The sequence below is a fragment of the Acetobacter pomorum genome, assembly GCF_002738225.1.
GTDB lineage: Bacteria > Pseudomonadota > Alphaproteobacteria > Acetobacterales > Acetobacteraceae > Acetobacter > Acetobacter pomorum.
The window spans coordinates 63,990-88,898 of sequence record NZ_PEBQ01000014.1; the positions used below are offsets into that span (position 1 = coordinate 63,990).

19 protein-coding genes are annotated in these 24,909 nt (G+C 52.8%); 2 read left to right on the top strand and 17 right to left on the bottom strand.

Translation table 11 applies throughout. From position 1 onward, the window contains the following. Positions 1-76 precede the first annotated feature (76 nt). Complete coding sequence (locus CSR02_RS01735) at positions 77-1,456, bottom strand: class II 3-deoxy-7-phosphoheptulonate synthase (RefSeq protein ID WP_099540356.1); 1,380 nt, start codon at positions 1,454-1,456, stop codon at positions 77-79. A gap of 290 nt (positions 1,457-1,746) precedes the next feature. On the opposite strand from CSR02_RS01735, the gene CSR02_RS01740 reads away from it, so the two are divergent. After that, positions 1,747-2,151, top strand: a complete 405-nt coding sequence (locus CSR02_RS01740; protein WP_042787754.1) for a hypothetical protein — start codon at positions 1,747-1,749, stop codon at positions 2,149-2,151. Here the strand turns inward: CSR02_RS01740 and CSR02_RS01745 are convergent. Together CSR02_RS01745 and CSR02_RS01750 are read right to left on the bottom strand one after the other, a co-directional pair. After that, positions 2,148-2,747 carry an IMPACT family protein gene (locus tag CSR02_RS01745; protein WP_099540357.1) on the bottom strand — a complete coding sequence of 200 codons (600 nt, stop codon included), beginning with the start codon at positions 2,745-2,747 and terminating at the stop codon, positions 2,148-2,150. The two genes, CSR02_RS01740 and CSR02_RS01745, sit on opposite strands and share 4 nt — an antisense overlap. A gap of 177 nt (positions 2,748-2,924) precedes the next feature. Then, on the bottom strand, positions 2,925-4,277 hold the full coding sequence (locus CSR02_RS01750; protein WP_167384071.1) for a discoidin domain-containing protein: 1,353 nt from the start codon (positions 4,275-4,277) through the stop codon (positions 2,925-2,927). Between the two features lie 590 nt (positions 4,278-4,867). Between CSR02_RS01750 and CSR02_RS01755 the strand changes: the two genes are divergently transcribed. Further along, complete coding sequence (locus tag CSR02_RS01755) at positions 4,868-5,251, top strand: hypothetical protein (protein WP_042787751.1); 384 nt, start codon at positions 4,868-4,870, stop codon at positions 5,249-5,251. Positions 5,252-5,302: 51 nt separating this feature from the next. Here CSR02_RS01755 and CSR02_RS01760 read toward each other — a convergent pair whose 3' ends face one another. The 14 genes from CSR02_RS01760 to CSR02_RS01825 all read right to left on the bottom strand — a co-directional run bounded on the left by CSR02_RS01760 (position 5,303) and on the right by CSR02_RS01825 (position 24,905). After that, positions 5,303-6,127 (bottom strand): pyruvate, water dikinase regulatory protein, encoded by an 825-nt coding sequence (locus CSR02_RS01760; protein WP_042787750.1) that lies wholly within the window; start codon positions 6,125-6,127, stop codon positions 5,303-5,305. A gap of 50 nt (positions 6,128-6,177) precedes the next feature. Beyond that, positions 6,178-8,853, bottom strand: a complete 2,676-nt coding sequence (gene ppdK / locus CSR02_RS01765; RefSeq protein WP_099540359.1) for a pyruvate, phosphate dikinase — start codon at positions 8,851-8,853, stop codon at positions 6,178-6,180. A gap of 222 nt (positions 8,854-9,075) precedes the next feature. After that, complete coding sequence (gene ligA, locus CSR02_RS01770) at positions 9,076-11,163, bottom strand: NAD-dependent DNA ligase LigA (protein ID WP_099540360.1); 2,088 nt, start codon at positions 11,161-11,163, stop codon at positions 9,076-9,078. Continuing rightward, positions 11,156-12,889, bottom strand: coding sequence for a DNA repair protein RecN (gene recN / locus CSR02_RS01775; protein WP_167384072.1), 1,734 nt, complete (start codon positions 12,887-12,889; stop codon positions 11,156-11,158). Before recN ends, ligA begins: the two co-directional genes overlap by 8 nt. A gap of 159 nt (positions 12,890-13,048) precedes the next feature. Continuing rightward, positions 13,049-14,086 (bottom strand): outer membrane protein assembly factor BamD, encoded by a 1,038-nt coding sequence (locus CSR02_RS01780; RefSeq protein ID WP_099540362.1) that lies wholly within the window; start codon positions 14,084-14,086, stop codon positions 13,049-13,051. A 96-nt stretch (positions 14,087-14,182) separates the two neighbouring features. Continuing rightward, positions 14,183-15,163: a UDP-3-O-acyl-N-acetylglucosamine deacetylase gene (gene lpxC, locus CSR02_RS01785; protein ID WP_099540363.1), complete on the bottom strand. Its 981-nt coding sequence runs from the start codon at positions 15,161-15,163 to the stop codon at positions 14,183-14,185. A gap of 154 nt (positions 15,164-15,317) precedes the next feature. Continuing rightward, positions 15,318-16,817 (bottom strand): cell division protein FtsZ, encoded by a 1,500-nt coding sequence (gene ftsZ / locus CSR02_RS01790; RefSeq protein WP_099540364.1) that lies wholly within the window; start codon positions 16,815-16,817, stop codon positions 15,318-15,320. Between the two features lie 85 nt (positions 16,818-16,902). Next, positions 16,903-18,339: a cell division protein FtsA gene (gene ftsA, locus CSR02_RS01795; protein WP_099540365.1), complete on the bottom strand. Its 1,437-nt coding sequence runs from the start codon at positions 18,337-18,339 to the stop codon at positions 16,903-16,905. Beyond that, on the bottom strand, positions 18,332-19,294 hold the full coding sequence (locus CSR02_RS01800; protein WP_099540366.1) for a cell division protein FtsQ/DivIB: 963 nt from the start codon (positions 19,292-19,294) through the stop codon (positions 18,332-18,334). The genes ftsA and CSR02_RS01800 overlap by 8 nt, the downstream gene beginning before the upstream one ends. Then, complete coding sequence (locus tag CSR02_RS01805; protein ID WP_099540367.1) at positions 19,291-20,229, bottom strand: D-alanine--D-alanine ligase; 939 nt, start codon at positions 20,227-20,229, stop codon at positions 19,291-19,293. The genes CSR02_RS01800 and CSR02_RS01805 overlap by 4 nt, the downstream gene beginning before the upstream one ends. Beyond that, a complete protein-coding gene (gene murB / locus CSR02_RS01810) occupies positions 20,226-21,170 on the bottom strand; it encodes a UDP-N-acetylmuramate dehydrogenase (RefSeq protein WP_099540368.1) in 945 nt (314 codons plus the stop codon). Before murB ends, CSR02_RS01805 begins: the two co-directional genes overlap by 4 nt. Further along, entirely contained in the window at positions 21,167-22,600 is a 1,434-nt protein-coding gene (gene murC / locus CSR02_RS01815) for a UDP-N-acetylmuramate--L-alanine ligase (RefSeq protein ID WP_003623074.1), read from the bottom strand. Before murC ends, murB begins: the two co-directional genes overlap by 4 nt. Beyond that, complete coding sequence (murG, locus tag CSR02_RS01820) at positions 22,597-23,745, bottom strand: undecaprenyldiphospho-muramoylpentapeptide beta-N-acetylglucosaminyltransferase (protein ID WP_099540369.1); 1,149 nt, start codon at positions 23,743-23,745, stop codon at positions 22,597-22,599. The genes murC and murG overlap by 4 nt, the downstream gene beginning before the upstream one ends. Beyond that, a complete protein-coding gene (locus CSR02_RS01825) occupies positions 23,742-24,905 on the bottom strand; it encodes an FtsW/RodA/SpoVE family cell cycle protein (RefSeq protein WP_099540370.1) in 1,164 nt (387 codons plus the stop codon). Before CSR02_RS01825 ends, murG begins: the two co-directional genes overlap by 4 nt. Between the last annotated feature and the right edge of the window lie 4 nt (positions 24,906-24,909).

Sequence of the window (24,909 nt, forward strand, 5' to 3'; positions counted from 1 at the left end):
GAGCAAGGTAAACCCCACCCCCCGGTTCTGTGATCAACCTGAAGGTTCAGGTTGGGTTGATAAAAGCGTGTAAGCCTTAGCGTTCGCTTTTCAGTTCTTCCGCAATCAGGAAGGCCAGTTCCAGAGACTGCTCGGCGTTCAGGCGCGGGTCACAGAATGTTTCATAACGGTTGCCCAGATCTTCTTCTGTCAGGCAGTGTGCGCCACCTACACATTCCGTTACGTTCTGGCCTGTCATTTCCAGATGCACACCACCGGCAGGCACGTTTTCTGCCGCACAGACAGCAAAGAACCCTTTTACTTCCTTCACGATAGAATCAAAGGAACGGGTTTTAATCTTCTGCTGCGTGGATGTGGTGTTGCCGTGCATGGGGTCTGTCAGCCACGTTACAGTTTGCCCGGTGGCTTTTACGGCCCGCATAAGCGGCGGCAGTTTATCTGCAATTTTATCTGCACCCATGCGAGAGATAAGCGTAATACGCCCAGCCTCATTTTTCGGGTTCAGGATTTCTGTCAGCTTTTTGATGTCTTCCACGCTGGTGGTGGGCCCAACCTTAATGCCGATGGGGTTACGTACACCGCGCAGGAATTCAACATGCGCGCCATCAGGCTGGCGGGTGCGATCCCCAATCCACACAAAATGCGCGGAGCAGTCGTACCATTCACCAGATGTCGAGTCGATGCGTGTCAGAGCCTGCTCATATGGCAGCAGCAGCGCTTCATGAGAGGTGTAGAACTCTGTTTCATCAATCTGCGGGGCGGAGGCTGCGTTCAGACCGCAAGCCTGCATGAAAGCCAGCGTTTCCCCAATACGTTCCGCCATCACACGGTAGCGGTTGGAAAGCGGAGAACGCTCCACAAAGCCCAGATTCCAGCGGTGCACCTGATGCAGGTTGGCATACCCACCGTGGGAGAACGCACGCAGCAGGTTCTGGATACCGGTGGACTGGAAGTAGCCAGTTTCCATCCGTGCAGGATCGGGGATGCGGGATTCAGGCGTGAAGTCTGAACCGTTAATAATATCACCCCGGTAAGATGGCAGGGTTACGCCATTTACGGTTTCCGTATCAGAAGAGCGTGGTTTGGCGAACTGGCCTGCCATACGGCCAATTTTAACCACTGGCACCTTGGCGCCAAATGTCAGAACCACGGCCATCTGCAACAGCACGCGGAAGGTATCGCGCACGATGTTGGCTTTAAATTCGCCAAAGCTTTCTGCGCAGGCGCCGCCTTGCAGCACAAAGGCCTGCCCGGTTGCGGCCTGTGCCAGATGGTTACGCAGGGTGCGTACTTCCCCAGCAAATACCAGCGGGGGATAGGAACTCAGGCGGTCTTCAACCGTTTTGAGCGCGGCTTGATCCGGATAACTGGGAATCTGCTTTACGGGAAACGAACGCCAGCTATCCGGCATCCAGGTCGCAGACGTCGGGTTGGGCTGGGTGAGCGTTGCACTCATAACGCGGATTCCTGTCAGTTTAAGGGTGGTCAGGTTAGAAGTTGAATAAAGGTTTCAGCAGCCTTGCATCGGTTTTACGGATGCCAAGGGGAGCCTTTATGTCTAAAACCGAGCCAATAGGCAAATCTCATCTTTATGCCAAACGCGTGTGGCTGCCTTTATTGTGTGGCGGTCATATGGCGGACTGGTTTGGCTTTTTGCCATGTTGGTGCAATATAACATGAGCACAACCCCGCTGGAACGTTTTTTCGGGCAGGGTAAATTTTCATTTTTTCGCGGGGTAACGCGCAATGGCGCAGCTGCGTAAACCGTTTGTAACGGTGCTTTCGGGCCTATGTGTTGGGTTTGGTCTTATGGCTGGTATTTCTGCGGCGTATGCAGATCCGGCCCTGATGCCTGATGATAATGTTTCCTTTGCTGAAGGATCCGGCAGCCTGGATTCCAATGGTCAGCAGAGCCCGTCTTCAGAAAAGAAGACTGTGCATGGGCATCGTAATCTGCCTCCTGGGTATCAGGATGCGCCTTCCATGGATTTCCAGCATGGTGCGGATCCAGATCATCTGGCCAAGGTGCATCGTGACTCGGTCACGGGGTCTGATATTTCCAAATACGGTTCTGCCTATCAGAGCAGCGGCCCGTTTGGTTCCGGGCAAGTTGGGGATTCTACGGGTAACGGCTGGGTTATCCCACGTTAATTTTCTTCCACCAAGCGTATCTGGGCCTGACCATTTGTCAGGTCTGTGATGCGTTGGGTGATGTCTTCGCGCCATTCTTCGGGCAGCGTAAGAATGAACTGGGCACCAAGAGCATCAAATGCTGGTGTGTCAGCCTCCACACCCCATTCTGGTAGACGAGACTGAAGAAGCCCGATAAGTGAAAACGGGCAATGAAAGCTCAGTTTAATACGCTCTATCAGCGGTTCTTTAGGGGCTTCTCGCAAACATTCTGCCGCTGTGCCAGCATAAGCGCGTACAAGGCCACCAGCCCCCAGTTTGATGCCACCAAACCAGCGCGACACCACAATGGCAACCCGATCAAGCTTTTGTGCAACAACAACCTGCAAAATTGGCCGCCCTGCGGTGCCAGAGGGTTCTCCAGCATCATGGCAGCGGCAATGTGGGCCAAATTGCCAAGCCCAGCAATGATGCGTGGCATCTGGCCCCGCAGCAGCAATGCGGCTGATAAAAGCTTCGGCCTCTTCTATGCTGGTTAAAGGTGTTGCGCTGGCAAGAAAGCGGCTTTTTTTAATATCCCGTTCCAGACTGAAGGGGCTGAGAAGCGTTTCGGTCATGTGCTTAATGATACAGTCTGCCTAAAGCCTAGAAAATATGTATGTTAATTGTTGCGTTGAATTAGGGAGAGGGTAGCTGTAAAATTACCCTCTCCAAGTAGACTGTTATTCGATAATTCTCGGAATCTTATCTTCCACATCTATATTTAGTGCACAAAAAGATAAACATATAACATTTCATTGAGAGTAGACTTCCACTTGAACAAGATGGAATATATTTTCTTCAAGTAATGAAATTTTTATATACCTTAATTCTTTAAAATCTAGTGTAATAATTAAAGGATTTCCATCGCTTCCACCAAAAGCTATTCCTTCTCTATATGAAGCAACTACATCCCAATTAAGGTTATCAATAGATGTTTCAATTTTTATTTTTTCAGCTCTTTCACTAAAACTTAGACGATTATATATGTATATGTGACGGCATTGAATATTTCTGTCTAATTCTATGGTTAGTGATGGTGACTGTTCTTCTGAAGTATGGAAGGCATAATCTTTATTAATATTCCCATCGCAAGCGGCAGCCCCTTCAGCTTCAATAGTGTCATGTATTGACCAAGAAGAGATAGAAGATGTCCAGGCTTTTGCTCCCAAAGCCCAGTTAATAGGTTCTGGCCGGAGTATCCACTTATTTTGTACAGCAATATCGGTAAATCGAATCATCTTATCAAGGTCCCCCATCATTTTTACACGTTCAAAAAGGTTTTCATAAAAAAGATTAGGGTCAATTAAAGACAAACCTTTTCGAAGAATAGAGTTCTCGATGAAAACTTCATTAATATATCTTCTAGATGAAAAGTCATGACCTCTTACAGGATGGCAAATTGAACCAAATTTATTTGCTTCCGGATCTAGAATGTAATAAGGATCGGTAAATGTAAAGTGGTGAATATCGAAAAATTCTTCTAAACTAGAAATGTTTATTGAATCTTTTATTTCATTTATTGCGGAGGCAATAAACCCTTCGCAATAAGGGAATTCTTTTATTTGCCCATTTTTGTAGTTGGAAGCAATATCTTTTCTTCTTTTATGGAGGTGTTCTACAACTCGTCTTGATACAAGGAGGAAAGGAAAAAAGCATTTCTTTGTAACATCAAATGATTCTTTTAATGTTTGTTCCCATTCCGGTGCCCATCCGCTTGTACCGTCAAATTCATAAAATATAACGTCAATTTTATTTTCATATACATATTTTATAATGGGATCTATATTTTTATTTACTAATACATCATTTTCCACCATAATAAAGTAATCAGCATCTTTATATGTATCCATTAGTACATATAGGGGATAGTCACCGTTGTACCAGAGATTAAATTCAGGTAAATACTCTATTCCAAGATCAGATATGTCACTTGTATGTGATACTTTATTATAAGATCCGCAGTCAAATGTTGAATTGGTTTCATCAGCAACAATAACAAAATCACATAAGCTTGTTGATCCGTTTAGTTTTTGGGCAATATACTCAATATATTGATCCCAAAAATGTGTTCTTAAGGCTAAAACTACGTTATAATTACTTTCCATATGTCTAATTCTCTTGGAGTTTGATTTAGAAGGCTGATTGAGTGACTTCTGCAGGATTCTGTGAATACGGATCATGCATCAGAAGTTTCGATGCGGATACCCTACATCCAGATGGTTCATTGCGTTAGAATATGAGGAAATATTTATATTTACAAAATAATTCTCCGCACTGATAAAATCTAGTACAGCCAGAAGCTAACATGAGTAAGTGAGAGTTTCCAGTCACATGTGGGCGGTATTTTCCAGCCCAATTTGATAGTAATTGGATAAATTCGGGAAAGAAGACTGTTTTTCTTGTGCGTAGGCTGATGATATCCGCTATTCGCGTTAATGCTTTATTGTTTGTTGTGCAATGAGCCTCTCTCTTTCCTTCGAATATCGTATGGATTTTCTGTTAGGGCTTATGGGAGATACCCGTCTGTATGGCTGAATTGACATGAATTGGTAAAATGGCATGACAGGAGGGTGAAAAATAGGCTTGCTCTGTTGGCGTAAGATCGTTTTGTTCCAATAGTTAGGAACAATGGCATTTCACTGTTGCCAGGTAAGGTATCTGCTGGCAGCGGAACAGAATAAAGGAAAGCAGCAGCATGATGCCTGTGTTGCGGAAGAAATGGTTGGTTCTGGCGGGTGTTTGCGCAGTTGCTCTGCCTGTTCTGAATATGCCTTCTGCTATGGCAGAAGAAGGGTTGGGTGATGACGATGATGCAGAAACGCATCGTCCTGCAGATATGCACAAGCTGGCAACCAAGCCGCCTTTGCCGCGTGCCCATAAGGATTTCAGCAAGTATCGCTACAAACCAGAGGGCGATAAAGTGCAGGAGCAGCCAGATGCCAACCGCTTATTGTTTTGGACAGCAGATGGCAAGCCAGATGGTTATGCGCAGCGGCGCGGCAGTAGCATTATTTATTATAATGCCCAAGGGCAGGCGATACGCATTCAGCATCTAACTCCTGCAGAAATGTCTGATTAAAACAGAAATTCTTCTTCTGTCTCTATGTCTTTCAGGCAGAAGAAGAAAGTTTCACCCAGTAGAAATTAGATCCAGAATGGCAGCAGATGTTTCCTCAATAGATCGGCGGGTAACATCAATAACAGGCCAGTTATGGCGGCGGCACAAACGGCGTGCCCAATGCAGTTCTTCCTGAACCTTTTCCAGATCAATATAGGCGTAATCTGCTATCGGATCGACTTTGGCTTTGGATGGCACCATCTGAGACAGGCGGTTACGGCGGATTTCAATCAGGCGTTCAGGATCAATGGTCAGGCCGATAACGGGTTTATCGGTTGTAAATAAATCCTGCGGCGGCTCAATGCCCATAACCAAGGGAACATTGGCAGCTTTCAGGCCCCGGTTTGCCAGATAAAAGCAGGTGGGTGTTTTAGAAACGCGTGAGACACCCACCAGAATAACATCTGCTTCATTCAGGCCTTTGGTTTCCTGCCCATCATCATGCGCCAGCACATAATGCATGGCCTCAATGCGCTGATAATAGTTTTCATCCATAATGTACTGGCCACCCGGATGAAGTGTGGCTTCTTCTCCCGTTTCTTCCGTAAGGAAGTGTAGGGCATTATCCAACACATCCAGAAGCCGAACCTGTAGGCTTGCGCAACCGGCTTCCATATCCGCCTGCAAGATAGGGTCAGTCAGGGAAGACATAACAGGCCCACGGTCCAGGGCGATGTGCCGTAGAACGCGCCGGAGCTGCAGTTGGGTGCGGATAAGGTTCCAGTGGCGCAGATGCACTTCTGTATTGGGAAACTGCGCAATGCAGGCGCGAGCAACAGAATCTAGCGTCTGGCCTGTTGCTTCAGAAACAAGGTGGAGCGTAATTTTTTTTTGCATGATCCAGATTCAAAAATGGCCGCCTCGGTTAGAGGCGGCCACCTTTTTGTTCAGGCTTTTACAGCCTTGTTGTTTTTGGCAGCCAGTGCAGCCTGTGCTGCGGCCAATCTGGCAACGGGGACACGGAACGGAGAGCAGGAAACGTAATCCAGCCCAACTTCTTCAAAGAAGGAGATGGAAAGCGGATCGCCCCCGTGCTCACCGCAGATGCCCAGCTTGATGTCTGGCTTGGTGGCGCGGCCTTTTTCAACACCCATACGCACCAGAGCGCCAACGCCTTCACGGTCGATTGAGACAAACGGGTCTTGCGGTAGCAAACCTTTTTCCACGTATTCTGGCAGGAAGGATCCAGCATCATCGCGTGAAAGGCCAAGCGTTGTCTGTGTCAGATCGTTTGTGCCGAAGGAGAAGAAGTCCGCGCTTTGTGCAATCTGATCGGCAGTAATGGCAGCACGAGGCAGCTCAATCATGGTGCCAATTTTGTAAGACAGCTCTGCCTTCCGTTCAGAAAGAACATCGGCAATGGCTGTTTCACAGGTTTTGCGTACCAGATCCAGTTCTGCCTTGGTACCAATCAGCGGGATCATGATTTCCGGCACAACAGGTTTACCTGTTTCCTTGGCAATATCCAAAGCTGCTTCTGCAATGGCACGTACCTGCATGGCATAGATTTCTGGGTACGTAATGCCCAGACGGCAGCCACGGTGGCCCAGCATCGGGTTTGCTTCAGACAGGGCAGAGCGGCGTGCACGCAGGGTTTCAACATTCTGCCCCAGCGCCTTGGCCACTTCTTCCAACTCTGCTTCACCATGCGGGAGAAACTCGTGCAGCGGCGGATCAAGCAGACGAATGGTGACAGGCAACCCGGCCATCAGGCGGAACAGTTCTGTAAAGTCACTCCGCTGGAAGGGTAGAAGCGCGTTAATGGCTTTGGCGCGTGTGGTTTTTTCATCCGCCATAATCATCTGGCGCACGTGGCCAATACGATCAGGGCCAAAGAACATGTGCTCTGTCCGGCACAGGCCAATGCCTTCTGCGCCAAAGCGGCGCGCAGTTGCTGCATCTTCGGGTGTTTCAGCATTGGCGCGCACACCCAGGCGACGGATGGAATCCGCCCACCCCATAAGGGTTGCAAAGTCACCAGAGAGAGTAGGAGGAATGGTGGGAACACGGCCTTTGTAAACAGCGCCTGTACCGCCATCCAGCGTCAGCCAGTCACCCGCCTTAAGCGCGTGGCCGTCTACCGTCATGGTCTGGGCTTTGTAATCCACGGCAATGCTGCCAGCACCGGCCACACATACGCGGCCCATGCCACGCGCAACCACGGCAGCGTGAGATGTCATGCCACCACGTGTTGTCAGCACCCCACGTGCAGCGTGCATGCCGTGCACGTCTTCTGGAGAGGTTTCAACACGCACCAGAATAACATCTTCACCATTGGCGGCACGGTCTTCCACATCCTCTGCCGAGAACGCGATAACACCCGTTGCCGCACCCGGAGAGGCAGGAAGGCCACGTGTAAGTAGCTGACGTTCTGCCTTGGGGTCCAGCACAGGGTGCAGAAGCTGATCAAGAGATGCAGGAGGCACGCGGTTAACGGCTTCTTCCTGCGTAATCAGGTTTTCCTTAGCCATATCAATGGCAATGCGCAGAGCGGCGGCGGCTGTGCGTTTGCCTGAACGTGTCTGGAGCAGGTACAGCTTGTTGGCCTGCACCGTGAATTCAATATCCTGCATATCGCGATAGTGGCGTTCCAGCAGATCGCGCACTTTCAGCAGTTCCTGATACGCGTTGGGCAGGGCCTTTTCCATCGGCACCTGACCTTCAGTCGCACGGGATGCAGCCATAGGTTGCGGTGTGCGGATGCCGGCCACAACGTCTTCACCTTGCGCGTTGATCAGGTATTCACCGTAGAAAATGTTTTCACCGGTGGAAGGATCACGCGTAAAGCAGACGCCGGTTGCGCAGTCATCACCCATGTTGCCGAACACCATGGACTGCACGTTAACAGCCGTGCCCCAGCTGGCTGGAATATCATGCAGCTTGCGGTAGGTGTTGGCGCGAGGGTTCATCCATGAGCCAAAAACGGCTCCAATGGCGCCCCATAGCTGTTCCTTCGGGCTTTCGGGAAAGGCGGTGCCGGTTTCCTGCAGAACAATCTGCTTGTAACCTTTAACGACTTCCTGCCATTCCTCAGCGCTCAGAGACGTATCGTCTTCCTTGCCGATGGCACGCTTGATCTGCTCAAGCAGATCTTCAAAGCGGTGGTGGGCAACGCCCAGCACAACAGAGCCGTACATCTGAATGAAGCGGCGGTAGCTATCCCATGCAAACCGGGCATCACCGGATGATTTTACAAGCCCTTCAACGGTGCTGTCATTCAGCCCCAGGTTGAGAACTGTATCCATCATGCCGGGCATGGAAACACGTGCGCCAGAACGGACAGAAACAAGCAGGGGAGCGTTGGCATCACCAAAGCGCAAGCCCATGGCTTTTTCAACTAGACCCATGGCTTCTTCAAGCTGGGATTCCAGGTCAGCCGGGTATTTCCGTCCGTTTTCGTAGAACGCCGTGCAGACTTCAGTGGTAATGGTAAACCCCGGAGGAACAGGAAGGCCAATATTGGCCATTTCTGCCAGATTGGCTCCTTTGCCGCCGAGGAGATTGCGCATCCCGGCGTTGCCTTCGCTCTGGCCTGCGCCGAAACTGTAGATCCACTTGGTCATGTGCCGTTCACTTCATTCCTGCACGCAGTAAAGCCAAAGCCCCGACCGAGGGGAGGAAAAGAGAGATAACGGGGCGATAGGCTGGCCTGCGTACTATTTTTATTCTTGGTTTTGGACGACTTGATAATCCATCCCTTCGTTGGAAGATAGCATGGCGCAGTTTTGCTGGGGGAGCAATCTCTCTTTTGTATCAGAATACAAAAAAACGTGTACGCCGTCCTGTTACTCCTGCCCCAGACAAAAAGCATTCCATTCCGCTTCATCCATAGTCTGAAGGCCAAGTTCGGCTGCCTTTTTGGCTTTTGAGCCAGCTTTTTCACCCAGTACTACCAGATCTGTCTTTTTAGAGACGGAATCCGAAACCTTGGCCCCCATACGCTCTGCAGTTGCTTTGGCTTCCGGGCGCGTCATGGTGTGCAGGGTGCCGGTAAACACAATTGTTTTACCTGCCAAGGCTCCTTCAGATGCAGCGGTTTCTTCCGTTATGGTCAGATTGGCGCGTAAATCTGCCAATGTTTGCAGGTTATGCTCTTCTGCTACAAAAGCTACCAGATCTTCAGCCGTTGTCGTGCCAATACCGGTAATGGAGCCCAGTTCCAGTCGCGCATCAGAACCAATAATGGCGGCTGCCTGCATCTGGTTAAACCAGTTTTCATACGTACCGTAATGGCGTGCCAGCAGGCGGGCATTGCTGGCCCCAATCCGGCGGATACCCAGTGCGTAAATAAAGCGAGAAAGGGAAATGGTGCGGCGGCTTTCTATGGCTTGCAGCAGTTTGTGAACAGATTGTTCACCCCAGCCATCGCGCTTTTCTATTTCTGCGGCATGGGTGTGCAGGCGGAAAATATCACCCGGCGTTAAAATCAGGCCGATATCATGGAATTCGCGGATACTGCGCTCTCCCAGCCCTTCGATGTCAAAGGCCTGGCGAGAAACAAAGTGAATAAGCCGTTCCACAACCTGTGCCGGGCAGGTAAGGCCGCCGGTGCAACGGCGCACAGCTTCGCCTTCAGGCCGCACGGCCACAGCACCACAAACAGGGCAATGATCCGGGAAGTGATAAGGAGCTTGCCGAGGTTTTCCATCCGTAGTGGGGGCAACGCCGAGCACTTGCGGGATAACATCCCCCGCCCGTTGGATGAAAACCATATCTCCGGGGCGTATATCCTTGCGGGCAATTTCATCTTCATTATGTAAGGTGGCACGCATAACCAGCACGCCCCCAACATTTACAGGCTCCAGATGCGCAACCGGCGTAAGAGCGCCTGTGCGGCCAACCTGAATTTCTATCTCCTTCAGGCGTGTGACAGCCTGTTCTGCGGGAAATTTCCATGCAATGGCCCAGCGTGGCGCACGGCCCGCAAAACCCAAGCGTTCCTGCAAGGCCAGATCATCAATTTTGTAAACAACACCATCAATATCGTAGGCAAGTTCCGCTCGGTTTTGACTAACTTCAGCAAAAAAAGCTTCGGCATCTTCCACGCCTTTAATCAGGCGGGAAAGAGGATTGACCGGAAAACCCCATGCTTTGAGTTGTTCCAGGTATGCCCAATGGCTGCGGCTGATTTTTTCGGAGCAAAAACCAAGGGCATAGGCAAAAAGAGAAAGCGGGCGCTGTGCTGTAATTTTGGGGTCGAGCTGCCGAAGTGACCCCGCTGCCGCATTACGCGGGTTGGCGAACAGGCGTTTATTTGCAGCCTCCTGCGTGGCGTTGAGTTCCAGAAAGTGTTTTTTGGAAAGGAAAACCTCCCCGCGAATTTCGATCAGATCTGGATAGGTGCCCGCAAGACGCAGCGGCAGATCCTTCAATGTGCGCAAATTGGCGGTAACATCTTCGCCTTCCGTGCCATCTCCACGGGTGGTGCCACGCACAAAACGACCTTTTTCATACGTCAGGCTGATGGAAAGACCATCAATTTTGGGTTCACCCACAAAAACCAGTTGCGCGGTCGCTTCCTGATCCAGCCCCAAAAAGCGTGTGGCGCGGCTGATAAAGCCTTCAAAATCTTCCCGGCCAAATACGTTATCCAATGAGAGCATGGGCACAAGATGAATGTGCTTGCCAAAGGCCGTATCTGGTGCAGCGCCTACAGCGTGGGCCGCGCTGTTTTCTGGTTCAGCTTCAGGATACTGGGTGACAATGGCATTATAGCGCCTGCGTAGAGCATCATATTCTGCATCGCTGATTTCTGGCGCATCGTTTCTATAGTAGGCGGTGTTGTGATGGGCTATTTCGGCGGCAAGGCGTTCCAGTTCTTCCCGTGCCTGTTGGTGGGTCATAGCAGCGGGAAGGTGGAGTGTTTCAGGCATTCTCATCATGTCCAAGCAGGCTGGCAGCAGCAGCGCGGGCGGCATCGGTGACTGTATCACCGGCCAGCATACGCGCAATTTCCTCATTACGCTCTGTATCTGTAAGCGCGGTGGCGTGCGTTACTGTTTGGCCGTTACGGGTAAGTTTGCCAATACGCAAATGTGCATCTGCGCTAGCAGCCACCTGAGGGCTGTGTGTAACAGCCAGAACCTGCACATTTTGTGCAAGCCGGTGCAGGCGTTCACCAATGGCTGCGGCTGTGGCGCCGCCAACACCTGCATCAATTTCATCAAAAATCAGCGTGCCAATTCCAGACTGGCCAGCCAGAACCAGTTTGAGCGCCAGCATAAGGCGGGAGAGTTCACCCCCAGAGGCAACTTTTGCCAATGGCCCGGCGGGTTGGCCCGGGTTGGCAGCAATAAGGAAAATAACCTGCTCCATCCCCTGTCTGCTCCACTGGTCTGCGGAGAGGGGCTTGATATCTACCAAAAAGCGGGCTTTTTCCAGCTTGATTGGTTTGAGTTCCGCTGTAACAGCCTGCTCCATTTTACGGGCGGCTTTGGTGCGGGCTTCTTGCAGGGCCTCGGCTTTTTGAATGTAGGTTAGACGCGCATCTTCCGTGGCAATTTTAAGAGATTCCAGCGCGGCCGTGCCGTTTTCCAGTGCCGTCAGGCGGCTAGATAGGCGTGCGAGCAGATCCGCTAGATCATCTACGGGAACAGAATGTTTGCGTGCAACGGTGCGCAGAGCAAACAGGCGTTCTTCCGTATCTTCCAGTAAGCGCGGATTGGCTTCTGTGTCTGCAGCCAGGCGAGAGAGCAGGCTTTCAGCCTCTGCAAGGGCGTTTTCCGCATTTTCCAAGGCAGCCAAGGCCTCTGTTGTGCGGGCCTCAAGTGGCTCGGTTTCCGCAGATTGCGGGGCCACGGAGGCAGCATGTGCCGGAACGAGGCGTAATAGAGCACGGCTTGCCCCACGCAAGGCAGCGGCAGGGCCGGGGGAGCGTCTGTCTTTGGGGGTGAGTTCGGAAAGGGCTGCAGCAACGGCTTCACCACGTCGTTCGGCTTGCTGAAGTGCGTGGCGTTGTTGAGCCAGTTCTTCTTCCTCCCCGGGTTGTGGAGCAAGTGCGGTGAGTTCATCAACCGTATGGCGCAGCCATTCTTCTTCCCGCGCGGCTTCCTCGAGTGCACGATGCGCATTGGCCAGCTCTGTGCGCAAAGTTTGCCAACGGTCAAAACTATTGGCAACGCCATTAAGAAGGGAGGGTTTGACACCATAAGCATCCAGCAAGCCGCGATGTGTGCTGGAATCTGCCAGCCCCATTTGTTCGTGCTGGCCTTGAATTTCAATAAGTGTTGCTGCCACGCGCCGCAAAAGCGTGATGCCCACGGGCTGATCATTGATCCACGCGCGTGAGCGTCCTTCCTTGGAGATCACACGGCGGAGAACCAAGGGTTCCTGCGCTTCTGCTGGAATATCCTGTTCTTGCAGAATGCCGAATGCTTCATGCGCGGTGGATACATCAAAGCTGGCAGTAACGCGTGCTTCTGCTGCGCCAGCACGCACCAGTCCGGCACTGGCACGTTCCCCCATGGCAAGGCCCAGACTATCTAATAAAATGGATTTGCCCGCCCCGGTTTCCCCTGTAAGTGCAGTAAAACCTGCATGGAGTGAGAGATCGAGCGTTTCAATCAGAACAACGTCCCTGATGGAAAGGCTTGTTAGCATAACGGCATCCGGTTTTCCGGGCTTGTGCCCAAATGACAGGAAAGACGGCAAAACACAAAAGCCAGAAGCTTTCTGCTTGCCCCGCCCTCAGTGGGGCGGCGCATACACATTACCTCTTTCAGGCACAGGCTGCCAGAAAAATGTTCTCTATGTGTTCTTTTATTTTGCGGGAGGGGGTGCAGAATCGGCAGGGGCTGTAGGTTCTGCTTTTACAGGTGTTACAGGGGCAGCCTTAATTGGCATGGCCTGTGGCTGCGTATTTTCATTCCGCGTATCGGTTGCTATGGCATCTGGCGCCATGGCCGTGCCTTTTCTGGCGCCAGGTGTGCCGGGTTCAGCATCTTGTGGCATATCAGATGCGGTAACAACCTTGCCTGGGATAGGGAATTTATCGTTCAGCAGATGATAACGGCGCAGATCATCATAGGCATAGCGATACCATTTGCTGCCAGAATAGTTGTAGCCCAACACAATGGCAGATTTACGGGCCTGATCTGTTAGTCCCAGATCCAGGTACACTTCCACCATGCGTTCCAAAGCTTCAGGCACATGGTTGGTGGTCTGAAAATCCTGCACAACGCGTTGGTAGCGGTTAATAGCGCCTTCGTAATTCTTTTCACGCTGATAATAGCGGCCAACCAGCATTTCCTTACCGGCCAGATGGTCTCGGCAAAGGTCGATTTTCAACTGCGCATCACGGGCATATTTGGATTGAGGGAAGCGCGTGATCACTTCTTCCAGCGCATCCATGGATTCTGCTGTGCCTTGCTGATCACGCTGTACATCCGCAATCTGCTCATAAAAGCACAGCGCGCGCAGATAATACGCATAAGCCGAATCTGAACTGGTAGGATGCAGGCTGATAAAGCGGTTAAGCTGCTGCACGGCTTCAGGATATTTCCCTTTCAGGTAATACGCATAGCCTTCCATAAGCTGGGCATTGGCGATGTAACCGGAATAGGGATAATTCTGCTGAAGCGTTTCAAACTCTGAGGCTGCGAGCGTGTAACGTTTGGTGCGCAGGGCATCAATGCCGTTATTATAAAGTGTTTCAGGCGCAGCAATTTTGGGGGCCGGCGGAAGCTTCTTGTTTTCATTAAACAAGCCACAGCCAGACAGGCTTGTCAGCAGGGCAACTGAAAGCACGCGGGGCAGAACGTGGCGAAGCAACTGTGGTTTGATACAAATGTCAGACATACCGGCTCTTCATTTAGAGACGGCATCTTATAGCATGCCCATTGCGCAAGAAAAGCAATGAAACAGCGATTGACTCGTTATTGCGCCAAAAAGGCATCAGGCGGCAGAAACGGCAGGCAGAGAAGGGGCCATATCACGCCATGCGCTTTTATCTGCAAAAAGTGCGCGCAAAACCTGATTATTCAACGCATGACCGGACATATGGCCCCGGAATTCACCGAGCAATACACCACCAGCCAGATAAAGATCCCCCACAGCATCCATAACTTTATGACGAATGAATTCATCCGGTTTACGTAGGCCGGTAGGATTTAGAATATGGCCATCATCCACCACAATGGCATTATCAAGAGATCCACCCCGTGCCAGTCCAGCACGGTGGAGCGCTTCAATTTCCGCTTTAAGGGTAAAAGTGCGGCTATTTGCCAGTTCATGGCGGAAAGACCACGGTGTAAGTTCTGCGCTGTAACTCTGTTGCCCGATGGCTTTTGCCGGGAAATCAATGCTCAAAGATAAATGAAGGTGACTGCCAGAGGTAGGGTGAAGTTCGACCCACGAATCATTGTGGCAAACCCGAATGGGTTTCGAGACTTCAATAAAGCGCCGATGTGCGTCTTGCGCTTGCCGGCCTGCACAATCCAGCAGAAAAACAAAATCTGCGGCAGAACCATCAAAAACCGGGGTTTCGGGGCCATCAATCAAAACAAGCACGTTATCTACACCACAGCCGTTTAATGCGGCCATAAGGTGTTCAACAGTCGCTACCCTATTTTCCGGGCGTTGTGCCTCACCTAAAACAGTGCTCAGGCGTGTTTCCACAACATAGTCATACTGCGCGGGAATAGGGGCTGCATTGGGCAGATCTGTACGCTGAAAGACAATACCATGCCCGGCAGGCGCAGGATGCAAACTCATGCGGATGGATTGGCCCGTATGCAGCCCTATGCCTGTGCAGGAAATGGCATGGCGTAACGTATGCTGCAAAGCAGACGGGGTTTTTCTAACAGAACGCATAAAAGATGCAGGGCTCTCCACAATATCAGAATACAGGAGAGGCTCCCTTAGCAGACCGTCCATTATCTGGGCATCCTATGCTTGCGTAGATAGAAGGTTATAATAACGCTAATGCCTGTTTCTGGTTGAGGCCAGTCAACGATTATTGCCATCTATTACATAAAAAATGCGTCGCCTTATAAAGGGCGACGCATCTGTAGATTTAAAGTGTAAAAAATTAACGGCGCAGGAAAGTAGGAATTTCCAGCCCGGAATCACCTTCCCCGGAACGCAGGCCTGAACCCTGATCAGCCTGACTGATTGTGGGGCGTGCTTGTGCATTGGGTTCCTGCCGAGAGGTATCGGCGTTGCGGCGGAATGCACCAGTTACACGGCCAAAAAGGCTACGATGGGCAGGAGCTTCCTGCGGTTGGGGAGCAGCTGCAGGCTGGCGCGGTGTTTCTGTAAACAGCCCTGCACGCGGAGAAACTGCCGGGCGCAATTGCTGGGGCTGCTGGCTGGGGGTGGCGGCTGGTGCGGCCTGAACAGGCACAGTGTGCGCAGGTGGGGCAGATACGTTGTTGGCACCAGCTGGCTGAAAGACCTGTGCATGCTGTGGCGCGGCAGGTGCAGGGGTAACCTGTGGCGTTACGGGTGGAACAGGCACAGCCGTAGAAACGGTGCCACCACCAACAGCAGCTTGTGGCTGTTCTGCCTGAGCTTCACCTTCCACAGCGACCAAGTGCGGGCGTTCTGCAGAATCGGAAGGCATATCAATGCCCGTGGCAACCACGGACACCCGGATACGGCCACTCATTTTTTCATCAATCACGGTGCCGAAAATCATGTTGGCATCTTCGGGCACTTCACGGCAGACACGATTAAATGCTTCTTCTGCTTCAAAGAAGGTCATGTCCTCACCACCGGTTACATTTACCAGCAGGCCCTTGGCGGTAGACATGCAGGTATCTTCCAGAAGTGGGTTGGAAATGGCCGCTTCGGCAGCTTCTACGGCGCGGTTTTCACCTTCACCTTCACCCGTACCCATCATGGCTTTGCCCATTTCAGCCATAACACTGCGAATATCGGCAAAATCCAGATTAACGTAACCACGGTCCATCATCAGATCGGTTACGCCGCGCACACCCATGTTGAGCACCTGATCAGCCAGTTGATAGGCTTCACGCAGGGTGGTGCGTTCATTGGCAATACGGAAAAGGTTCTGGTTGGGGATAACAATCAGCGTATCCACATATTGCTGAAGTTCCTTGATACCTTCATCCGCGACACGCCCACGGCGCTTGCCTTCGTAAGCAAAAGGCTTGCTGACAACGCCAATGGTGAGAATGTTTCGCTCACGTGCCATGCGGGCAATAACGGGGGCAGCCCCCGTGCCCGTGCCACCCCCCATGCCGGTGGTGATAAAAACCATGTGAGCGCCATCCAGATACCGTGCAATTTCGTCTGCAGCTTCTTCTGCCGCAGCACGGCCGACTTCCGGTTTTGCACCAGCACCCAAACCATGGGTCAGGTGCGGGCCAAGCTGGATTCGGCTATCTGCCAAGCTTTTTTCCAAGCTTTGGGCATCTGTATTGGCAACAACAAAATCCACACCCTGCAAATTGGATGCAATCATGTTGTCAACTGCGTTCGTGCCCCCACCGCCAACACCAATGACTGTGATTTTTGGGGAAAAATCAGCATGTGTTTGGGGTGGAACGGTCAGGTTGAGTGTCATGAGTGTCTCCCGAACGGCTGCAGCTTACCGGTATGTGCTAGAGAAATTAGATTGCGTTCAGATTACCAAGAATTTGCAAACTAAATCAAACCCTCTCTCGAATAAAAGCGATGAGTTTTTGCAAAAATCCAGTAGGTGCTGCTTCGCGAAACTCTACGTCTCCAAAAGGACGTTCTGCGCTGGCAGCCCAGCAGAGCAATCCGGCAGCGGTGGCAAAGCCTGCGGCTGCGGCCGTATTTTCAGGCAGGCCAATAATATGCTTAGGCCGACCAAGACGCACAGAGCGTGTGAAACTGGCACCTGATGGACGCCCGGAACTGACAGGCATACCAAGTATGCGCTCTGCCATAGGGCGAATGCCATCCAGTAAGGAGGCGCCACCCGTTAGCACAATGCGCCCGCTGGCCGCGGTGCCCAGCCCGGCGCCATCCAGTTTTTCACGCACCAGTTCGAGCGTTTCTTCTACCCGTGGGCGAATAATATGGCCGAGCTGTGCGCGTGAGACCTGCTCAAAATGCGGTACATCATTCCCCAGCAGCTCGACTGTCAGAACTTCGTCTTCCACATCGGAGGCCAGATCAGCACTGCCGTAAAAAGTTTTCAGGCGTTCGGCATTTTCCAATGAGGTGCTGAGCCCGCGGGCAATATCACGCGTAACATGCAAACCGCCCACGCCAATCTGGGCCGTATGTAAAATCTGCCCTTCACCAAACACAGCTAAAGATGTGGTGCCCCCACCCATATCAACAACGGTGGTGCCGAGGTCTCGCTCATCTGCATCCAGCACGGAAAGGCCAGAGGCCAGGGGGGAGGAAACCAAGGCTTCCATTTTTAGTTCCGCGCGGCTGAGAACAGTTTCCAGATTCATCAGCGCAGTGGTAGCGGCATCTATAATATGCAGGCGTGCCTTGAGTGTTTCACACAGATGGCCCCGTGGGTCTGAAACACCCTCCGTGTCATCTACGGTAAAATCTATGGGCAGGGTATGAATAACCTCGCGCCCCTGTACGGTGGCCTGAATACGCCCTTCCGTCACCACACGCCGAATGTCCGCTTCTGTAACAACACGGCCCCCAATAGGCCAGCGCACGTTAAACAGACGGCTGGCCGGATGCCCGCAGGAAAGGTTGACCACAATCTTATCAATAGGCCGTTCTGCCATGGTTTCAGCTTGGCCAACCGTGGCCCGAATGGCGGCTTCGGCTTCCTGTAATTCTGTAATGGCACCATTACGCACGCCGGCAGAACGCCGCCATCCGTAACCCACCACACGCAGGTTTCCGTTGGGCTCACCCTTGCCAATCAGGCAGGTAATTTTGGTGGAGCCAATATCCAAAACCGCCGTATAGCCGTTGCGCCATGTGTGCGGACGCTTGTTTTTTTCACTTGGAGGTAGAGGAAGGGAACTTTCTCCACCACTCATGAGCAAGGAAGATCCGGGGGCTGCCGTTGTCCGTTTTTTATGCAGACGCTCAGAAAGGCTAAAACCAGAGGAAGCGGGTGAACGCGTGGGGTCACTCATCTGAATTTTCCTCCGGGTTATCTTTTTTGGTTTCTTTAGGCGCGGGATGCGTAGGATGCGAGACTGGTTTGGGAGTATCTGCCTTGCGTGGTGGAGAGGCAGAACTGTCTGGCGTATTATTTCCTGTATCTGATGACGGTGGTGATGTTGGTGGTTTTTCCTTAATGGTCAACCGGTCTGGCAGGCGCATATCTATCAGCAGTACAGGCCGGTCCAGCAACTGTGTTGAGGCATTGATTTTTGCCAGCCTGTGAATGGCCGGTGTTTCTTCGCCTTCTGGCAACAGTACAGTTGTGCCATCCCGGAGCGTAAGATTCCATCGCCTGTCACTGACCCGTACGGCGGCTGTGACGTGGGACTTAACATCTGGCTCCTGCGCCAGAATATCAATCAGACTGGCTGCGGCGGTATTTGCCCCATCTCCAACCACCAAAGGTAATTTTGTAAAGGCTTCTGCATCCTTGCCGGTCATGCCTTGGTCGGGCACGCGGTTGCCTTGCCTGTCTATCAGTTCAAAATGCCCTTGGTGCTGCCATACTGCATAGGGTAGGCGCTCTGTAATATGCACGTCAATTTCACCAGAGAGATGGCGTTCTATGGTAACGTGATCCACAAAGGGCAGAGTATCCAGTTTTTCGCGTGCATCGGATACGCTAAAGTCCAGCACCGGGTCTCCCACCTCAACTCCCAGCGCATCCCGAATGCTTTGCTCACTTGTGAGTTGTGCACCATCAATATGAATGCTTGTAACGCGCAAGGCAGAGGTGCCCAGCAGCTTATCCCGCAATGGAGCGATTTGTTCCTGCACAGCCGGAATTTTCAGGCTGATATATCCAATACTGCCGAGTATGGCCAGAAACAGCAGCCCGGCAATAGGCCGCAGCAGACGTTTCTGACGCCTGAGAAAAAGCCCGATGCGTGAAGGTCTGTCAGCAGGAGGTAGAGGGGACCTCATTGTCGGCAGGCAGCCTGTTCAACCAACCACGCACAAAGTTCGGGGTAGGTAATGCCACAATAGGCCGCCTGTTCCGGCAATAGGGACGTTGCCGTCATGCCAGGTTGGGTGTTCACCTCCAGCAGAACAAGATGCGGCTGATCCTGGTTTGTATCATCCAGCCGGAAATCAGAGCGTGAAGCGCCAGAACACCCCAGGGCCTGATGTGCCTTTACGGCTACCTCAAGCGCCAGTTTGGCGCTGGCGGCATCAATTTGCGCAGGCAGAACATGGGCGGAGCCACCGACCTGATATTTTGAATCATAGTCGTAAAAATCATGCCCTGCGCCGGTGGGGGTAATATCCGTAATGGTAAGGGCACGATCTCCCATAACACCTACGGTAATTTCCCGGCCGGGAATAAAAGCTTCTACAAGCGCATGTGGGCCGAAAGTCCAGTTTTTAACAATATTGGCGCGAGTGTTGGAACCTGCACGTACGATGGATACCCCAACGGAGGAACCTTCGTTCAGCGGTTTCACCACATAAGGCATGGGCAGCGGATCTGCATCGGCAAGGCTGGCAATTTCCACCACCATGCCCTCGGCTACGGGCAGCCCGGCTGTCTGGAAAATGGCGCGGGCTGCGGCTTTGTCCATCGCGTTGGCAGAGGCACGAATACCTGAATGTGTGTAAGGAATGCCCATCCAGTCCAGAATGCCCTGAATACAGCCATCCTCGCCAAATCTGCCATGTAGGGCGTTGAACACGACATCCGGTTTTTGTGCGTTCAGTACTTCAACCAGAGCAGACAGATCTGCCTGGGCATCCAGCGTGCACACATCATACCCTTTGCTCCGCAAAGCCTCAGCCACACCCTCACCGGATGAAAGACTGACCACACGCTCGGAAGACATTCCCCCCATCAGCACGGTCACACGTTTTGGCGTACTCATTGGGCAGATGCCTCCGTTTTCCCTAATCGCTTGATTTCCCAATGTAGGGAAACACCGGAATTCTGGGCAACACGTGTGCGCACGTCTTCTCCCAATCCTTCCAGATCAGCCGCTGTGGCATTGCCCAAATTGATAAGGAAATTGCAGTGTTTTTCGCTTACCTGAGCATCTCCGCGGCGTAGTCCGCGGCATCCGGCAGCATCAATCAGTTCCCACGCTTTGCGAGAAGATGTTTCTGCATCCGGGTTACGGAAGGTGGAACCCCCCGTACGTGCACGCACGGGCTGAGAAAGTTCACGCGCTGCCCGCACTTCTGCAATACGCTTGGCCACATCCTGCGGGGTTGCAGGTGTGCCACGCAAACGGGCCCGAATAACAAATGCACCTTCTGGCAAGCCAGAACGACGGTAACCAAACCGCAAGGCGGCGTTATCCAGCCGAATCAGACTGCCATCGCGCGTAATAATTTCTGCCCAATCCAAAACATTGGCGATGTCTGACCCATAAGCGCCAGCGTTCATACGCACGGCCCCTCCAATGGAGCCGGGAATACCCGCCAGAAATTCCAGCCCAGCAAGCCCGGCCTGTGCTGCATGTTCGGCCACTGTGGCATCTAGGCAGGCGCAGCCAGCTATAATACCATCGGCTTCCACCGTAATGTCCGCAAAGCCACGGGCCATACGGACAACAACGCCTTCTAGGCCGCCATCGCGGATAATCACGTTAGAGCAGGCCCCTAAAGCCGTTATGGGCAGTTCGGGGGAGAGGCGTTGCAAAATATTTGCCAGATCTTCGGCATCAGCAGGTTGGAACAGCCATTCCGCTGCTCCGCCAACCCGGAACCATGTGCGTGGGCCAAGCGGGGCCTGCGGTGTCAGCCTTCCGCGCATATTGGCAAAAGCGTGCTTGACCATATCCTGCATGGAGGCCGGATTGTTCATGCCGCGTTGCCACCCTTATCTTCAGCCTGTAGGGCGGCAAGCTGTGCAGGCAGAGCTTGTGCCCAGTTGGTGATGGTGCCTGCACCAAGGCACACAACGTAATCACCCGGTTTGGCAATGGCGTTGATCATTTCTGCCAGATGGTCCGGGCTGGAAAGTGGCACCACAGAGCGGTGGCCACGTTCACGTAGCCCTTCAATCAGCTTGTCACGGCTGGCATCGGGCAATGGGTCTTCACCCGCAGCGTATACATCAGACACAATCACAGTATCCGCATCATTCATGCAGGCGCAGAAATCTGAGAACAGAATTTTCAGGCGTGAATAGCGATGCGGCTGCATAACGGCAATAACGTGGTTAGCCCCGGCTTGTCGGGCCGCTTTGAGCACAGCGGCAATTTCAACAGGATGATGGCCGTAATCATCAATCACCGTAATGCCACCAGCTTCCCCCGTGCGGGTAAAGCGGCGTTTGACACCACGGAAGCTGGCCAAACCCGAACGGATAACATCATCGCTGATGTCCATTTCCGTTGCCACAGCAATAGCGGCCAGAGCGTTCTGCACGTTATGAGAACCCAGCATGGGCAGGCGGAAAGGCCCAGCTTTGCGGGTGCGGCGACTTACGCGGTCTGTCAGCGTGACTTCAAACGTAGCGCCCAGTTTATCGGTAATCAGTTTTTCTGCGCGCACGTCAGCCTGCGGTGAGAACCCGTAGGTGACAATCCGGTGGTCAGACAGGCGTGGGATCATCTGCTGCACGGCTGGGTGATCAATACACAGCACGGCAAACCCGTAAAATGGTACGTTGGAAACAAACTGGTCATAAGCAGCTTCCATAGCTTCGGGGGAGCCCCAGTGGTCCAGATGTTCCGGGTCCATGTTGGTGACAACGGAAATGACGGAGGGCAGGCGCAGAAAGGAGCCATCGCTCTCATCTGCTTCCACCACCATCCAATCCCCTTTACCCATGCGGGTATTGGTGCCGTAGGCTTCAATAATACCGCCGTTAATCACGGTTGGGTCCAGTTTGGCGGCTTCCAGCACCGCAGCTACAAGGCTGGTGGTGGTGGTTTTGCCGTGCGTGCCGCCTACAGCAACAGACCAGCGCAGACGCATCAGTTCGGCCAGCATTTCTGCACGGCGCACAACCGGAATCAGTTTGGCGCGTGCGGCCACAACTTCCGGGTTATCACGTTTAACAGCGGTGGAAATGACCACCACCTGCGCATCACCCAGATTTTCTGCCTTGTGGCCAATAGTTACGGGAATACCAGCAGCCCGCAGGCGTTTTACATTGGCGTTTTCTGCGATATCCGACCCCTGTACGGAGTAACCCAACAGGCACAGCACCTCCGCAATGCCGGACATGCCAATGCCGCCAATGCCGACAAAATGGATGGTTCCGATGGAAAGGGGGAGGGCTCTCATGCGCGTGTCTCCGTCTCGTTGGAGGTCGTCGGATGGGCGGGTGCAGGGGAAGGAGTGAAGCATTCTTCTACTATATCGGCCAGGCGGAGGGCAGCATCCGGGCGGGCAAGCGTGGCAGCGGCTTGGGCTGCCTGTGCCAGTTCATCCGGCGCGGTGAAAAGATCATTCAGGCGGCTTGCAAGGGCCGCAGAGGTAAAGTCCGGCTGGCGGATCATCCAACCAGCTCCAGCATTGGTAATGGCGCGGGCGTTTTCTGTCTGCTCATCGCTGGCGGCAATGGGCAGGGGCACCAGAATGGACGGGCGGCCCGCTGTTGTAATTTCTGCCACAGAAGATCCGCCAGCACGCCCGATAACCAGATGAGCTGAAGCCAGAAGTTCGGGCACATCCTGCAAAAAGGATTCAACGCGCGCCTGCACACCCATTTCGGCATAGGCGGTTCGCACGGCATCCAGATCATCCTGCCGCGCCTGTTGCGTAATACGCATACGCTGGCGCAGCCCCTCCGGTAATTTGGCTATGGCAGCCGGTACAACTTCAGAGAAAATGCGTGCACCCAGAGACCCACCCCATACCAGTAGATTGATATGGTCTGTTGGCGCCACCCATCCTTCACCCGCAAGGGCTGCAATGGCGGGGCGTACGGGCATGCCTGTAAACACGGTGCGCGCGCCAATGGGCAGTTTGGCAACAGAGGGGAAAGACGTGGCAATAACATCCGCAAAGCGGGAAAGCACTGCATTGGCCTTACCCAAAACCGCGTTGCCTTCATGAATAATCAGGGCTGGGTGTTTACGCCCGATCAGCCGCGCACCCAGCAAGGGCGGTACAGAAGGATACCCCCCAAAACCCACCACAACATCTGGCTTGATCTGCTGGAGAATAGAACGTGCTCTCCATGCACTTGCCAGCAGGGTAAGCCCTGCGCGAATGGCACGGATTGGCCCGCGCCCAGCCACACCAGCACCGCTGAGAACATATTGCGGGCCACGGGAAAATACACCGCTTTCACGCTTGCCTGCGCGCCCGTCTGTCATGAGCACAAGGTGATGGCCGCGTTCTGCCAACGTGTCTGCCAAGGCTTCGGCCGGAAAGAAGTGCCCGCCAGTGCCGCCTGCGGCAATGACGATAGTACGTGAATTCATGCTGACCGCCATTGTCTGAGTGTGGTTACAAAACCATTGCCAGCAGAGACACGCCCCTGCTGCTGCCGTGTAAGGGCAAGTACCATGCCAATAGCTAATGCGACTGACATGGCTGAAGACCCACCATAGGAAATGAAGGGCAGTGTCATGCCCTTGGTAGGAATAAGATGCAAGGAGGAAGCCATATTCACAAATGCCTGCAAGCCGAAGCCTGTGACCAGCCCAGATGTGGCAATGACCACAAACGGATCATCCTCACGGATCAGCCGGAGCAGGGTGCGTACTACAATCACGCCAAATACGCAGATGATAAGCATACACACCACCAGCCCATATTCTTCTCCCGCCACAGCAAACACAAAGTCTGCATGCGCATCAGGCAACAGGTCTTTCACGCGGCCTTCACCGGGGCCGCGCCCCAATAGGCCGCCATTGCCAAAGGCACGCAGGGCGGTGTCAATCTGGTAATGATCTCCCACGCCGGGATGCATAAAGCGTTCAACGCGCGAGCGCACATGCGGGAAGATAAAAAACGCAGCAATACCGGCGGCAATCATGCAGCCAAAGCCAAATGCAACTAGGATGAGGTTGAGCCCATCTACAAAAAGCTGCACCAGAAACACGGCGGTAATAACCGTAAGCATGCCAATATCTGGCTGAGATTTCAGCAAAAGCACAATCAGCCCATACAGGGCAAAGGCAATGAGCATACCCGGGAAGTAACGGGAAACACGGCGCTGCGTGAGCAACCAGCCCGTAACAACGGCAAAGCAGGGCTTCAAAAACTCAGATGGCTGGAGAGACATCATGGGCAGGGCAATCCAGCGCCGTGCCCCTTTAATTTCTATACCATGCACAAGGGTAAGCGCGGTTGCCCCCAGCATCAGCACCCCGCCTATCATGGAAAGGCGCAGCACTGCCTTGCGGGAAAGCATGGAAATGCCAACCACAATGACACCCGCAATGCCCAGAAACAGCACCTGCTTGAAAATGAACATATTGCGTGATGCGCCAATACGTACAGCCACGGCAGGGCTGGCAGCCAGCATGAGGATGTAGCCGAAACCAATAAGGATAAAGGTGCAGATCAGGGTTGTCCGGTCTACATTCCGCCACCAGCGGCCAAATGGGGAATCATCGGTGCGGGAAGAACCGGCCATCAGT